At 46.9% G+C, this 13,502-nt stretch carries 14 protein-coding genes and 1 other RNA gene; 11 read left to right on the top strand and 4 right to left on the bottom strand.

What is annotated here, in order from left to right:
* The first annotated feature begins 9 nt into the window (after positions 1-9).
* The 6 genes from rpsI to sspB all read left to right on the top strand — a co-directional run bounded on the left by rpsI (position 10) and on the right by sspB (position 4,772).
* The gene (gene rpsI / locus KHO06_RS02130) at positions 10-402 is read left to right on the top strand and encodes a 30S ribosomal protein S9 (RefSeq protein WP_005436094.1); all 393 of its coding nucleotides are present in this window, start codon (positions 10-12) and stop codon (positions 400-402) included.
* Positions 403-951: 549 nt separating this feature from the next.
* A complete protein-coding gene (petA, locus tag KHO06_RS02135) occupies positions 952-1,542 on the top strand; it encodes a ubiquinol-cytochrome c reductase iron-sulfur subunit (protein WP_005436095.1) in 591 nt (196 codons plus the stop codon).
* The gene (locus tag KHO06_RS02140; protein ID WP_005436097.1) at positions 1,542-2,807 is read left to right on the top strand and encodes a cytochrome bc complex cytochrome b subunit; all 1,266 of its coding nucleotides are present in this window, start codon (positions 1,542-1,544) and stop codon (positions 2,805-2,807) included. The genes petA and KHO06_RS02140 overlap by 1 nt, the downstream gene beginning before the upstream one ends.
* Positions 2,804-3,541 carry a cytochrome c1 gene (locus KHO06_RS02145; RefSeq protein ID WP_005436103.1) on the top strand — a complete coding sequence of 246 codons (738 nt, stop codon included), beginning with the start codon at positions 2,804-2,806 and terminating at the stop codon, positions 3,539-3,541. Before KHO06_RS02140 ends, KHO06_RS02145 begins: the two co-directional genes overlap by 4 nt.
* Positions 3,542-3,637: 96 nt before the next feature.
* Positions 3,638-4,273 carry a stringent starvation protein SspA gene (gene sspA, locus KHO06_RS02150; protein WP_005428584.1) on the top strand — a complete coding sequence of 212 codons (636 nt, stop codon included), beginning with the start codon at positions 3,638-3,640 and terminating at the stop codon, positions 4,271-4,273.
* A 19-nt stretch (positions 4,274-4,292) separates the two neighbouring features.
* The gene (sspB, locus tag KHO06_RS02155; protein WP_005528731.1) at positions 4,293-4,772 is read left to right on the top strand and encodes a ClpXP protease specificity-enhancing factor; all 480 of its coding nucleotides are present in this window, start codon (positions 4,293-4,295) and stop codon (positions 4,770-4,772) included.
* A 104-nt stretch (positions 4,773-4,876) separates the two neighbouring features.
* Here sspB and KHO06_RS02160 read toward each other — a convergent pair whose 3' ends face one another.
* The 4 genes from KHO06_RS02160 to KHO06_RS02175 are packed head-to-tail and all read right to left on the bottom strand — an operon-like array spanning position 4,877 to position 8,318.
* A complete protein-coding gene (locus KHO06_RS02160) occupies positions 4,877-5,536 on the bottom strand; it encodes a BON domain-containing protein (protein ID WP_005528729.1) in 660 nt (219 codons plus the stop codon).
* A 21-nt stretch (positions 5,537-5,557) separates the two neighbouring features.
* Positions 5,558-6,148, bottom strand: coding sequence for a phosphoheptose isomerase (locus tag KHO06_RS02165; protein WP_005428581.1), 591 nt, complete (start codon positions 6,146-6,148; stop codon positions 5,558-5,560).
* 3 nt (positions 6,149-6,151) lie between these two features.
* Entirely contained in the window at positions 6,152-6,520 is a 369-nt protein-coding gene (locus KHO06_RS02170; protein WP_005428580.1) for a YraN family protein, read from the bottom strand.
* On the bottom strand, positions 6,507-8,318 hold the full coding sequence (locus KHO06_RS02175) for a penicillin-binding protein activator (protein ID WP_045370013.1): 1,812 nt from the start codon (positions 8,316-8,318) through the stop codon (positions 6,507-6,509). Before KHO06_RS02175 ends, KHO06_RS02170 begins: the two co-directional genes overlap by 14 nt.
* 68 nt (positions 8,319-8,386) lie before the next feature.
* Here KHO06_RS02175 and rsmI point away from each other — a divergent pair, with 68 nt between their 5' ends.
* The 5 genes from rsmI to KHO06_RS02200 all read left to right on the top strand — a co-directional run bounded on the left by rsmI (position 8,387) and on the right by KHO06_RS02200 (position 13,452).
* Positions 8,387-9,250 (top strand): 16S rRNA (cytidine(1402)-2'-O)-methyltransferase, encoded by an 864-nt coding sequence (gene rsmI, locus KHO06_RS02180; RefSeq protein ID WP_077201105.1) that lies wholly within the window; start codon positions 8,387-8,389, stop codon positions 9,248-9,250.
* Positions 9,251-9,771: 521 nt separating this feature from the next.
* Positions 9,772-10,200, top strand: an RNA gene (gene rnpB, locus KHO06_RS02185) — RNase P RNA component class A.
* Between the two features lie 176 nt (positions 10,201-10,376).
* Positions 10,377-11,327 (top strand): 16S rRNA (cytosine(1402)-N(4))-methyltransferase RsmH, encoded by a 951-nt coding sequence (gene rsmH / locus KHO06_RS02190; protein WP_005528721.1) that lies wholly within the window; start codon positions 10,377-10,379, stop codon positions 11,325-11,327.
* Positions 11,328-11,332: 5 nt separating this feature from the next.
* Positions 11,333-11,650, top strand: coding sequence for a cell division protein FtsL (gene ftsL, locus KHO06_RS02195; RefSeq protein WP_005428577.1), 318 nt, complete (start codon positions 11,333-11,335; stop codon positions 11,648-11,650).
* A complete protein-coding gene (locus tag KHO06_RS02200) occupies positions 11,647-13,452 on the top strand; it encodes a penicillin-binding transpeptidase domain-containing protein (RefSeq protein ID WP_141179837.1) in 1,806 nt (601 codons plus the stop codon). Before ftsL ends, KHO06_RS02200 begins: the two co-directional genes overlap by 4 nt.
* The last annotated feature ends 50 nt before the right edge of the window (positions 13,453-13,502 follow it).

The raw sequence follows: 13,502 nt of genomic DNA on the forward strand, positions 1-13,502 counted from the left end.
ATTTCGAAAATGGCAGAGAATCAATACTACGGCACTGGCCGTCGCAAAAGCTCAGCTGCGCGTGTTTTCATCAAACCAGGCAGCGGCAACATCGTAATCAACAAGCGTAGCCTTGATGAGTACTTCGGTCGTCCAACTTCTCGCATGGTTGTTAAACAACCTCTTGAGCTAGTTGAACTAACTGAGAAGCTAGACCTATACGTTACTGTTAAAGGTGGCGGTATTTCTGGTCAAGCAGGTGCTATCCGTCACGGTATCACTCGCGCTCTTATGGAATACGATGAGTCTCTACGTCCTACTCTACGTGCAGCTGGTTACGTTACTCGTGACGCTCGTTGCGTTGAACGTAAGAAAGTTGGTCTACGTAAAGCACGTCGTCGTCCACAGTTCTCTAAGCGTTAATTTCCTCTTATCGGAAATTATGCTGGTCCAGAGTTACTCTGGATACTGTGTACCAAAGCTCGGCTATATGCCGAGCTTTTTTGTTTTTCTAAAGCTTGAAAAAGTCCGTTTTTCTTCTCGCGTTTGCTTTCACTTTCTTACTTAATATCCTCGCAACATTTGATCGCTTTATCTGCATGTTTTCTGGTTTTCTTCGTGCTACAAAACTGAGATAACAAAAGTGGAGAGTACCTTCACATTCTTGAAAGATCTTTCTACGTAATTGACTGAAAACAGCCGGAATACAAGGCTTTTTATCCTATTTCTAGCCATTCTTCGTTTCGCTTTCTTGTTACAAATCACATCTATTTTTTATAATTTTGCCGCTTTTGTGACGGCGTGAGCGATTTGCCTCACAATTGTTACAAAAAGGTAGCTTTATCTTGTCAAAAAGTAGGGTTTTCTTTATCATTTCCCCCCAATAAATAGAACTAAATTCATTATTTGTTAGCCATGCTCTTATAAGCGGAATAATAACGATCCAAAGGGAGCAAATGGGAGAATGTTTGGATGAGCAACGCGCCTTTAAATAACGGTCGCAGGCGTTTTCTAACCGCTACAACGGCAGTTGTTGGTGGATTAGGGGCAGCTGCCGTCGCCGTGCCTTTTATCAAATCATGGAATCCGAGTGCCAAAGCAAAAGCTGCGGGTGCACCGGTGGAAGTGGATATCAGTAAAATCGAAGCCGGTCAGATGGTTCGTGTTGAGTGGCAAGGTAAGCCTGTATGGGTTGTACGTCGCACTCAAGAAGTGGTGGATAACCTAAAGAACATCGACGGACAGCTTCGTGACCCACAATCGGAAATGGAACAACAGCCAGTTTATGCTCAGAACGCGCATCGTTCGATCAAACCTGAGTATTTCGTGGCAGTTGGCTTCTGTACTCACTTAGGTTGTTCACCAACCTATCTACCTGACACCTTCTCAGAGCAAGTACAAGGCGTTAAGTCTGGCTTCTTCTGTCCATGTCACGGCTCTAAGTTTGATATGGCTGGTCGAGTGTTCCAAGGTGTTCCTGCACCTCTGAACCTTGTGGTTCCTAAGCACATGTACTTGAGTGATACGAAGCTCATGATCGGTGTTGATGAGGGAGACGCATAATGCAAGCACTATTAGACTGGGTTGAAAAACGAATTCCCGCGATGAATGCTTACAAAAAGCATTTGTCTGAATACCCAATGCCTAAGAACTTCAACTTTTGGTACCTTTTCGGTTCTCTGGCAATGTTGGTACTGGTTAACCAAATCCTAACGGGTATTTGGCTAACGATGAACTACGTTCCTTCTGGTGATGGCGCGTTTGCTTCTATCGAATACATCATGCGTGACGTTGATTACGGTTGGTTGCTGCGCTACATGCACTCAACTGGCGCGTCGGCGTTTTTCGTCGTTGTTTACCTGCATATGTTCCGCGGTCTGATCTACGGTTCATACCAAAAGCCTCGCGAGCTACTTTGGATCTTCGGTATGTTGATCTTCTTGGTTCTGATGGCAGAAGCATTTATGGGCTACCTACTACCATGGGGCCAGATGTCCTACTGGGGTGCTCAGGTAATTATTTCTCTGTTTGGTGCGATTCCTGTTATTGGCGACGACCTAACGCTTTGGATCCGTGGTGACTACATCATCTCTGGTGCAACGTTGAACCGTTTCTTCGCACTACACGTTATTGCATTGCCTATCGTGCTACTTCTTCTTGTCGTGCTACACGTATTGGCGCTGCACGAAGTTGGTTCTAACAACCCAGATGGTATCGAGACTAAGCTACCAAAAGGTTCGATGGGCGACGATTACGAAACGCAATTCAAGTTCCACGATTACTACACGAAGAAATACGACATCATCGACTCTATTCCTTTCCACCCTTACGGTACGGTTAAGGACTTGGTTGGTGTCGCTGGCTTCTTGTTCTTCTTCTGTTACGTGCTGTTCTTTAACCCAGAGATGGGTGGATACTTCCTTGAGCCGCCTAACTTTGAAGCTGCAAACCCGCTGAAGACACCTGAGCACATTGCTCCTGTATGGTACTTCACGCCGTTCTATGCAATCTTGCGTGCGGTTCCAGACAAACTATTGGGTGTAATCCTAATGGGTGCGTCAATCGCAGTGCTGTTTGTTCTACCTTGGTTGGACCGTTGTAAAGTACGTTCATACCGTTACCGTAGCAAACTTCACCTGTTGAATATTGTTCAGTTCACTATCGCCTTTATCGCTCTGGGTATTTTGGGTGCACTGCCGGCAACGCCGCTGTACACAATTCTGTCTCAGATCTTTAGCTTGTGTTACTTCATGTTCTTTGTACTGCTGTTCTTCTACAGCAAAAATGAAGCAACCAAACCATTACCAGAGAGGGTGACATTCAAATGAAGAAGTGGATTGTAATTCTATTTGCTATGTTGCCATCTCTAGCGATGGCAGCGGGTGCCAACGTACCGCTAGACAAAGCGAACGTGGACCTATCGGATAAAGCTTCGCTGCAAAACGGTGCGAAGCTATTCATGAACTACTGTTTTGCTTGTCACTCAACGCAATACCAGCGTTACGAGCGAGTAGCGACAGACTTGGACATTCCTGCAGACTTAATGAAGGAAAATCTGATTTTTGACCCTGAAGCGAAAATCGGTGACCTAATGGTGAACGCGATGCCTGCGAAGCAAGCGGGCGATTGGTTTGGTGCTCCGCCACCGGATCTAACACTGGTTGCTCGAGTTCGTGGTGCAGACTGGCTGTACACTTACCTGCGCTCATTTTATGTTGATCCATCTCGTCCATTCGGCGTGAATAACATTGTTTTCCCAAGTGTTGGTATGCCACACGTTCTTGAAGAGCTTCAAGGTATCCCGACGCCAGTTTACGGCACGAAAGTTGTGGACGGTGAAGAAGTACAAGTGGTTGTTGGTACTGAAACTAACGGTACGGGTGAGCTAAGCTCTGGCGAATACGACAAAGCCGTTGGTGACCTAGTGAACTTCCTAGTCTACTCAGGTGACCCAGTTCAACTTGAACGTCATGCGCTTGGTTGGTGGGTAATGGGCTTCCTAGTTCTATTAACTATCGTTGTCGTGATGCTCAAGAAAGAGTATTGGCGTGATGTGCATTAATTGTGCTACCATACCGTGCTAATTCCCAATTTTAATTGATGGATAATGGAGGCTTAGCCTCCATTATTTTTATTTGTAAGTGTACTGGAGGGCTCCATGGCTGTAGCTGCCAATAAACGTTCTGTGATGACTCTTTTCTCAAGTGCATCAGATTTGTATAGCCATCAGGTTCGCATCGTACTAGCTGAAAAAGGCGTAAGTGTTGAAGTTGAGCTTGTTGATGAAGCTAACCTTCCTGCTGAGCTTGTTGAATTAAACCCATACAAATCAGTGCCAACTCTTGTTGACCGTGAGCTAGCTCTTTACGATTCAAAAATCATCATGGAGTACCTGGACGAGCGTTTCCCTCATCCACCTCTAATGCCTGTTTACCCAGTTGCTCGTGGTAACAGCCGTCTGATGATGTACCGTATTGAACGCAACTGGTACTCACTCGCTGAAAAAGTTGTTAAGGGTAACGCTGAAGAATCAGAAAAAGCACGTACTAAACTACGTAATGATCTTCTGACTCTTGCACCAATCTTTGCTGAGTACGAGTACTTCATGAGCGAAGAGTTCAGCCTAATCGATTGTTACCTAGCTCCACTATTGTGGCGTCTGCCTCAACTAGGTATCGAGCTTGTAGGCCCTGGTTCAAAAGAGATCAAAGTTTACATGAACCGCGTATTTGAACGTGATTCATTCCTTGCATCTCTAACTGAAGCTGAACGTGAAATGCGCCTAGTTCGCTAAGCGGCTCAGATAACACGTTATGGATATTGCAAAAATGACTGCTCGCCGCCCGTACATGCTTCGCGCATTTTACGATTGGCTAGTAGACAACGACTTAACTCCGCACTTGGTTGTAGATGCAACTATGCCAGGTGTGCGTGTACCAGTTGAGTTTATTCAAGATGGTCAAATCATTCTGAATATTGCTCCACGTGCTGTTGGTCAACTTGAGTTGGGTAATGATGCGATTACCTTCCATGCCCGCTTCAGTGGTCGCCCACATTCAGTGATCGTGCCTGTGTACGCTGTACAAGCGATTTACGCACGTGAGAATGGCGCTGGTACCATGTTTGAACCGGAAGAAGCGTACACTCACATTGAAGAAGAAGGCATTGTTGAAGAAGAACAATCGCCGACTTTCACTACCGTGAGTGACGAATCAGAAAGCGTGGACTCGGAGTCTGAAGAGGAAGAAGCGCCTCGCCCGAAAGGCAGACCAAGCTTACGAGTTATCAAATAAAAAAAGCAGCGTGAATACGCTGCTTTTTTTTTTATCTATTTTTTCGATTCAAGCAATGAAACGGCTAGCCACTGAAGTTATTGCCGTCACCTGATGCCAATGGCTTAGTTTGCTTGTCCATCTATTTCTTTCACAGTGACTTCTTCTGTCACTGCCGTCTCAGAGTTCGCTGCTTCTGGCTCTTCTACTTCTAACGGCTTTTCATCGCCATACTGGAAGCCCTTGACGACCTGCTTCACACCAGAAATATTACGTGCAATCTCCGTCGCTCTCTCGCTTTGCGCTGGTGTTACGTAACCAAATAGGAACACGTCGCTGTCTTCGGTGATGACTTTCACTTTCACACCGTTGAGCTCACTGTCCGTCAGCAGCGCAGACTTCACTTTGGTTGTGATCCAACTGTCGTTGCTGATTTGTGTGACGCTGAGAGGTTCTTTTTGTTTTATTTGGTTGTGAATGTTCTTCACACCTTTCACTTCACGGGCTTTGTTTTCAAACTCGTTAATCAAGTCTTGAGTAGGAGCTTGGCCCATTAGGACTACGGTGCCATTGTATGAGCTAGCCACGACGCGGGCTTTTCCTTTAAAAGGTGCTTTATTCCCGATCGCTGCGACTTCGAATTCAATGTTGTTGTCTTGCCAAATTTCTTTGGTGGTACGGGTATCCGTGACGATATTAGCCGTAGTGGCTGCACCTGCAATAAACAAACCTGCACAGCCGCTCATGCTGAGCGCGGCACATAAAATGACAAGACTACGTATCATAATTCTAAACTCTCAATTCAGTTATTCTTCGTGAGCTGGGAAAAGTACTTGGTCGATTAGATCACACAGGCAGTGAAGTGTCACCATGTGTACTTCGTGAATGCGCGCTGTGCGATGTGATGGGATTCGAATTTCAACATCATTCTCGCCAAGTAGGCCGGCCATCTCACCGCCATCCTTACCTGTTAGAGCAATGATGGTCATGTCACGTGTTACCGCCGCTTCCATTGCTTTGGTTACGTTCTTGCTGTTACCGCTGGTCGAAATTGCCAGAAGGATGTCGCCAGGTTGGCCAAATGCGCGTACTTGCTTAGAGAAGATCTCTTGGTAGTGGTAATCGTTCGCTACCGCAGTCAATGTTGTGTTGTCTGCTGTTAAAGCCATTGCTGGAAGGCTAGGGCGTTCAGTTTCGAATCGGTTCAAAAGGCAAGAGACAAACTGTTGCGAGTTCGAGGCACTGCCACCGTTGCCACAGCATAGGATTTTATTGCCATTGAGTAGGCTCGACACCATTGCTTGAGCGGCGTGAGTGATGGCATCTGGCAGCGCTTCTGCTGCCGCAATTTGAATTTGAATACTTTCTGTAAAACTGTCTTTAATGCTGTCTAGCATCGTTTATCCTTCAGAGATTGCATTTTGTATCCAGTTGATGTCTCGACCACTGTCGTGAATGGCGACCACATCAAACCGATAATCGATATTGTACGCCGAGCGTTTTTGCTGGCTTAGCCAAATTTGGGCTGTTTTGACTAGTTTACGCATTTTTGCGCGGGTGACCATTTCTGCTGCTGAGCCAAAGCTATCATTCTTACGATATTTGACCTCAACAAAGACGATAGTTTCACCTTGTTGGAAGATTAAATCAATTTCGCCGACTTTAGTCAGAAAATTTTGATCTAAAAAGCGCAAACCCTGGCGCTGCAAATACTGCTTCGCCAGGGTTTCGTATTGATTACCAATTTGTCGCTTACTAAAGAGCCCCACGCTCAGCCCAGTCTAGCTCACGCTCAACAACACAATTGTTGTTAATGCTTAGCACACCAGTTTGACCGCTAACCGAGTAACCCGGTAGAAGCTTCATTTGTGGTAGCTCACCGATCAGCTTGTATGCATCCATACCAAGCGCTTCAAGGCGTTTTTCCATGTTAGATTGATCTGGCCATAGCTCATTCATTTCTGCCGCGATGGTTGGATCTGGGTTAATCAACATTGGAATGTCGCTGTATGCTACGCCAGAAAGATCTTCGTACGTTGCACCACCGCTGTTACTGCGTGAGTTGGAGAATAGTTTAGGTGGCTTCGCATCAGGGTTAATCGCCACTTCAATAAATGGCTTGATTAGTGTGAGCTCAGAGCTACGAGCAACAATGTAAACCGCATCCACATCACGACGGCTACGTGGTGGGCTTTCTAATGAAATGCGCATCAGAGACTGCATTTGTGCGATACGCTGTTGGCTTTCTTGTAGGCCAAATACGTTGTTGATGTTCTTCTGCAGCTGGCGTTTGTCACCAAAATAGCTTGAAGCCACTTTGTTTGAGCTGTACTTGCGCCATTCTTCATTAAACGCTTCAACCACGCGCTGACCGTAAGCACCGTTCGGTGCCAAAATCATTGGGAATTGGTAGCCTTGATTGAACAAGTACTTCGCCGCTTGCGCCACTTCTTGCTCTGGAGACAGTGCTAAGTAACACATGTCAGTACCCGGTTGAACGTCTTCAGGAATGTTCAATGCAAGAGCTGGGATTTTTACGCCAGTTTCAGAGCCATCCAAGGTCGCTTGTAGTTTCTCTACGTTTTCTTTTTGCAGAGGACCCACAACAAAATCGATGTTCTCGTTGATCAGGCGTTGCTTGATTTGATCCGCACTGTAAGCGTGGGTATCAATGACTGTTAAGGTTGCGCTCGGCTCGCGCATGTCATCGTTCATCATCGCAAAAATGAAGCCATCACGGATCAACTGAGCTTGCGGAGCAAACTTACCCGTTAGAGGTAACAGTAGCGCCGTGTTGTTAGGCTTAACGATTTCTAACGATAAGATGTTTTGGATTTCAGCGGGTGTGTAAACAGCTGCTGGGTGTGAAGGGTTTTCACTTAGCCAGCGCTCAAGGGTGTTTTTTAGCTGAGGAATATTACTTGAAAGCGTCTTTGCATAAATAGCTAGCTGTAACCAGCCATCAAGCACATCTTCGTTTGGTTCGGTTTGCAGTGATGTCAGTTCGCTCTCTGAGTAGCTGCCAAAGTTCATCCAAATACGGCTAGAGATTTCACGCTGCTCGGCAGACGAAGCATATTGACCTTGTGCGACTAGCTGGCGGTTTGCTTCGAATGGTTGGTTCAAGCTTTGGTAAGCATCCGCACGCAGCTCATAATAGTCTTTCCACTGTTCGCTCGGTAGTTTCCACCAAGGTTTAAAGTTCAGTGTTTGTAGCAATTGAGAGTAATTGCCCTGCTTTTGCTGTATGGTCGCACGGGCTAATTGCCACTCGGCTTGTTGAACTTCGGTCAATTGTTGACGAGAAAGACGTTTGATCAGCAGTTCAGCTTGATCCAATTCGTTTGCTTGGATGGCTGCTTTGGTCGCCATGATCAACCAGTCGTTTTGCAAGCTGCCTTCGGTGCTATCCGCTTGAATCATGTAGTTCTGAACAGACTGTGTCGGCTCAAGTGTAATGTCTACGCTGTCTGGTTGTCGCGGACCTGAAGAACAGGCTGCGAGCGTAATTGCCAGTGCAACAGGAGTGAGTAAGCGTGGTACACTGAGTCTCTTATGGTTCATCATTGCCGTGAGTTCTCTATAATTTTGTACAAAATTGTCTCTATATTAATCGTTGAAGTGATGGTAAACAAATGACAGATAAAAATAAGTTGCCGAATGAGGGGCCAACTCTCTACATCGTACCGACTCCAATCGGAAATTTAGCGGATATCACACAACGTGCTATCGAAGTTCTGTCGAATGTGGACATCATTGCCGCTGAGGATACTCGACATACGGGCAAATTACTGTCTCACTTCAATATTCAAACCAAAACTTTCGCGCTACACGATCATAATGAGCAGCAAAAGGCGCAAGTTTTAGTTGAAAAGCTACTATCAGGTCAGTCAATTGCATTGGTCTCTGACGCTGGTACGCCGCTAATAAGCGATCCAGGATACCACTTGGTAACAAAATGTCGTCAAGCGGGCGTAAGAGTTGTGCCTCTTCCTGGTGCGTGTGCGGTCATCACAGCGTTAAGTGCATCGGGCTTACCTTCTGATCGCTTCAGTTTTGAAGGCTTTCTACCACCGAAAAGCAAAGGCCGTAAAGATAAGTTCTTGGAAATTGCGTCAGTGGAACGCACTTGTATCTTCTATGAATCACCGCATCGCATTTTAGACTCTCTACAAGATATGTTAGACGTTCTTGGTCCAGAACGAGAAGTTGTCTTGGCGCGAGAGTTAACTAAAACCTTTGAAACCATTCAAGGAATGCCACTAGGTGAACTGATTGAGTGGGTAAAAAGCGATGATAACCAACAGCGCGGTGAGATGGTTCTGCTTATCCACGGCCACCGTGACTCTACAGAAGACAGCCTGCCAGACGAAGCAACCCGTACGCTGGGTATTTTGACTAAAGAGCTTCCATTGAAGAAAGCCGCAGCACTTGCTGCAGAAATCTACAGCCTAAAGAAAAACGCACTGTATAAGTGGGGCTTGGAGAATCTGGGCTAAGCATAAAGAACGCTAACGCTTTGGGAACGCTTCGCTTCGAGATGCGAGAATCGAGAATCGAGAAGTGCGCTGTGGCCGTTTCGTGCAAGAGCCGTTAGTTTTCAGAGATATTTAGATAAGATTGAGAAGGGAGTCGTTAACGCGGCTCCCTTTTGTTTGATGAGCTCTCGCGCTTTTAGAATGCTTCGCTTCGAGAGGTGCGCGTTGGTAGTTTCCTGTGTGAGGGCAGTTAGCTTTTAGGTTTACATAGATAAGGCTAAGAAAGTGCGTTGCTAATACAGGCGTCCGTTCGTTTTTCAACTTTACTTGCAAAACTATCCCTCGGAGCATCATGTTCCCGATTCCCGATTCCCGATTCCCGATTCCCGATTCCCGATTCCCGATTCCCGATTCCCGATTCCCGATTCCTGAAGCGTAGCGTTCCTATCCATCGCTGCCTTTTTGACCACTTAACCAACCGTTTTCAGCATTTCTGTGATCTCACTAGACTCTGGGGGGATAACTCTATACAATCCGCCCTCGGAGCTGACTGGGTAGTCGCTGCTTTGTTGATGTCCTTCGGGAGACTGACGTCGAAGTCCCTTTGGGAGACTGACGTTGACGTCCTTCGGGAGACTGACAAAGGGGAGGAAAGTCCGGGCTTCATAGAGCAAGGTGCCAGGTAACGCCTGGGGGGCGCAAGCCTACGACAAGTGCAGCAGAGAGAAGACCGCCGATGGCCCTAGGGCACAGGTAAGGGTGAAAGGGTGCGGTAAGAGCGCACCGGACGACTAGTAATAGTTCGTAGCAGGGTAAACTCCACCTGAAGCAAGACCAAATAGGCCTCCACATTGCGTTGCTCGCGTAAGGAGGCGGGTAGGTTGCTCGAGCCAGTGAGTGATTGCTGGCCTAGACGAATGGCTACCGCCGCGCAAGCGGAACAGAACCCGGCTTATGTGTCGGCTCCACCTATTCGAGACCCATCTCTACTTCGGTAGTGATGGGTTTTTTGCATTTAATTGACGCAAACTATGTCATTACCAATAAACTTGGCGCTGAATCACGTCTAACTTTAGACTTGAGGTGGCGATGATGTGGGAAATCAGTACACTAAAGAATCGCTTCAAGATCATTCAACGAGACAGCTATGACCGAAACATTTCAACATATCTCCGTGTTATTAAATGAATCCATTGATGGCTTGGCTATCAAACCCGATGGTATCTATATCGATGGAACATTTGGCCGTGGCGGTCACAGCCGAACTATCTTGTCGAAACTGGGTGAAAATGGCCGACTGTATAGCATCGACCGAGACCCACAAGCCATCGCAGAAGCCGCGAAAATCGATGACCCGCGCTTCACTATCATTCATGGTCCGTTCTCAGGTATGGCGAAATACGCAGAAGAGTATGGCCTAGTTGGTAAAGTTGACGGTGTATTGCTAGACCTAGGTGTGTCGTCTCCGCAACTTGATGATGCTGAACGCGGCTTTAGTTTTATGAAAGACGGCCCATTAGACATGCGTATGGACCCAACATCAGGCATTCCTGTGTCTCAATGGCTGATGGAAGCCGACCTTGATGACATTACTTGGGTTATTCGTGAGTTTGGTGAAGACAAACACGCCCGTCGCATTGCCAAAGCGATCGTAGCTTACCGCGAAGATGAAGAAAACGAGCCAATGGTTCGTACTGGTCAGTTAGCAAAATTGATCTCCGATGCGGCACCAAAGAGCTTTAAAGAGAAAAAACACCCAGCGACTCGCGCTTTTCAGGCTTTTCGCATTTACATCAACAGTGAATTAGAAGAAATTGATACGGCACTAAAAGGTGCGGCAAGTATTTTGGCTCCTGAAGGCCGTTTGTCTGTGATCAGTTTCCACTCATTGGAAGATCGCATGGTGAAACGTTTTATCCGTAAAGAGAGCAAAGGCCCAGAAGTGCCACACGGTATTCCGATGACGGAAGAGCAAATCCGTGCGCTTGGCAGTGCGAACATGAAGCCGATTGGTAAAGCGAATAAGCCAACGAAACAAGAAATTGACATGAACCCGCGCTCTCGAAGCTCAGTGCTAAGAATTGCAGAAAAGCTTTAATTATTATGACGAAAACCACTCCTAACCTTGCTAAGTTGATTGCGACGGACTTAATTACCGTTGGTCGCTGGTCGTTGTTGCTGATGATTTTGATTTTCGCAACGGCAATGGGAGTGGTATTTGCCACCCATCATGCGCGTCAGGCGATCACTGAAAAAGATCATACATTGGTTGAGCGAGAGCGATTGGATAGCGAATGGCGCAACCTAATGTTGGAAGAAACAGCCCTCGCGGAACACAGTCGTGTTCAAGACTTGGCAAAGAAGGATCTTGAAATGAAACGACCAGATGGCGATAAAGAAGTGGTTATCACGCTAAAATGATTGGAAAGAAAGCCAAATCTAAACAAGGAAATACGCGCAAGTCTGCTGCGAAAGAAAAGAAAGTAGCTACTACAAAGCCGCAACCTACCAAAGAAACGAAACAAGCAGAAGTGGTTGAAGAGCCAGAATCGTTTTTGATTCGTTGGCGTTTTCAGTTACTGCTGTTTTTTGTCTTCTGTGCCTTCGCTCTTCTCGTTGGGCGAGTGGCCTATATTCAAGTTATAGAGCCTGACAACTTGATCAAACAAGGTGACCTTCGCTCTGTCCGTGTTAAAGCCATTCCTTCGGCGCGCGGTATCATCTCCGATCGCAATGGCGAACCGCTTGCGGTGAGTGTTCCTGTTGAAGCCGTGTGGGCTGATCCTAAAACTATCTTCAAAGAAGGCGCTCTGCAGCAAACGAAGAGTTGGTATGCACTTGCAGACGTACTTGGCTTAGATCGCCAAGGCCTGATCAACAAAATTAAGAAAAACGAAAAGCGCCGCTTTATCTATCTACAACGCCAAGTTAGCCCGGCAATGGCGAACTACATTCGTGAGCTCAAACTACCTGGTGTCGGTTTGAAGTCGGAATCTCGCCGCTACTACCCTGCTGGTGAGGTTAGTGCTCACTTAGTTGGTGTAACTGGCATTGATGGCCACGGCCTAGAAGGCGTGGAACGAAGCTATGACGAGTGGTTAACTGGTGCTGCTGGCAAGAAAACCATCCGTAAAGACCGTTATGGTCGCGTGGTAGAGAACATTGCCCTTGAAGAGAAGCAAGAAGGTAAACCGCTACAGCTGACGATCGACCAACGCATTCAAGCCGTCGCTTATCGAGCGATCAAGCAGGCCGTAGCGGATCACCGTGCAACATCTGGATCGGTTGTTATTCTGGACGTTAAAACGGGTGCGGTTCTGGCGATGGTCAACGCGCCTTCTTACAACCCAAACAACCGCAGTGATTGGCAAAGTTACAAAATGCGTAACCGCGTGATTACTGACTCACTAGAGCCAGGCTCAACCATTAAGCCATTCGTTGTTTTGGCCGCCTTAGAAAATGGGGTGGCAGACAAAGATACGATCGTTGATACGGGCAACGGTATTCTTCAACTCGGTGGTAGCCGCGTTCGTGATGCGCCAAAAGTCGGCAAAGCGAGCCTAACTACCATTCTTAAGAAATCGAGTAACATCGGTGTGACCAAACTGGCGATGCAAATGCCGGTTGAAGCTTTACTTGGCTTGTACAGTTCTGTTGGTCTTGGCGAGCTGTCAGGTTTGAACTTGGTTGGTGAAGTGGTGGGTATTTTCCCGAGCCGCTCACGTTGGTCTCCAATTGAGCGTGCGACTATCTCGTTTGGTTATGGTTTGTCAGTTACGCCAATCCAACTAGCGCATGCCTATGCGACGCTAGGTAACTTGGGCAAGTATGAGCCGATCCATATTATCGAAAGTAACGATAATGACATGGCACGCCAAGTTGTGAGCAAAGAGAACGCTCGTCTCGTCTTAGATATGCTTGAAACGGTAACGCAAAAAGGTGGTTCTGCTCGTCGTGCTGCGGTTCCTGGTTACCGAGTCGGTGCCAAAACAGGTACCGCACGAAAGGCAAGTGCAGGTGGCTATAGTGATGAGTACATCAACTATACGGCAGGTGTTGCGCCAGTAAGTGACCCACGTTTAGCGCTTGTGGTTGTGGTTAATGAACCACAAGGTGACGACTACTACGGTGGTTCGGTAGCCTCGCCAGTTTTCTCTGAAATCATGAAAGGCGCACTGCAAATTCTGAACGTTGCCCCTGACGAAAATAAATTCCAACAGTAGGCTTATTAGCGTACTGAGAAACAAAATGAAGAAAGCTGAGCTAATGCTCG

Source organism: Vibrio sp. B1FIG11 (assembly GCF_905175335.1).
GTDB classification, from domain to species: Bacteria; Pseudomonadota; Gammaproteobacteria; order Enterobacterales; family Vibrionaceae; genus Vibrio; species Vibrio campbellii.

Bases quoted from the DNA above. Each gene is read 5' to 3' on its own strand.
- KHO06_RS02145 (WP_005436103.1), top strand. From the start codon at position 2,804: ATGAAGAAGTGGATTGTAATTCTATTTGCTATGTTGCCATCTCTAGCG.
- rsmI (WP_077201105.1), top strand. From the start codon at position 8,387: ATGACAGATAAAAATAAGTTGCCGAATGAGGGGCCAACTCTCTACATC.
- KHO06_RS02165 (WP_005428581.1), bottom strand. From the start codon at position 6,148: ATGCTAGACAGCATTAAAGACAGTTTTACAGAAAGTATTCAAATTCAA.
- petA (WP_005436095.1), top strand. From the start codon at position 952: ATGAGCAACGCGCCTTTAAATAACGGTCGCAGGCGTTTTCTAACCGCT.
- sspA (WP_005428584.1), top strand. From the start codon at position 3,638: ATGGCTGTAGCTGCCAATAAACGTTCTGTGATGACTCTTTTCTCAAGT.
- KHO06_RS02140 (WP_005436097.1), top strand. From the start codon at position 1,542: ATGCAAGCACTATTAGACTGGGTTGAAAAACGAATTCCCGCGATGAAT.
- rpsI (WP_005436094.1), top strand. From the start codon at position 10: ATGGCAGAGAATCAATACTACGGCACTGGCCGTCGCAAAAGCTCAGCT.
- KHO06_RS02175 (WP_045370013.1), bottom strand. From the start codon at position 8,318: ATGATGAACCATAAGAGACTCAGTGTACCACGCTTACTCACTCCTGTT.
- ftsL (WP_005428577.1), top strand. From the start codon at position 11,333: ATGACGAAAACCACTCCTAACCTTGCTAAGTTGATTGCGACGGACTTA.
- KHO06_RS02160 (WP_005528729.1), bottom strand. From the start codon at position 5,536: ATGATACGTAGTCTTGTCATTTTATGTGCCGCGCTCAGCATGAGCGGC.
- rsmH (WP_005528721.1), top strand. From the start codon at position 10,377: ATGACCGAAACATTTCAACATATCTCCGTGTTATTAAATGAATCCATT.
- sspB (WP_005528731.1), top strand. From the start codon at position 4,293: ATGGATATTGCAAAAATGACTGCTCGCCGCCCGTACATGCTTCGCGCA.
- KHO06_RS02200 (WP_141179837.1), top strand. From the start codon at position 11,647: ATGATTGGAAAGAAAGCCAAATCTAAACAAGGAAATACGCGCAAGTCT.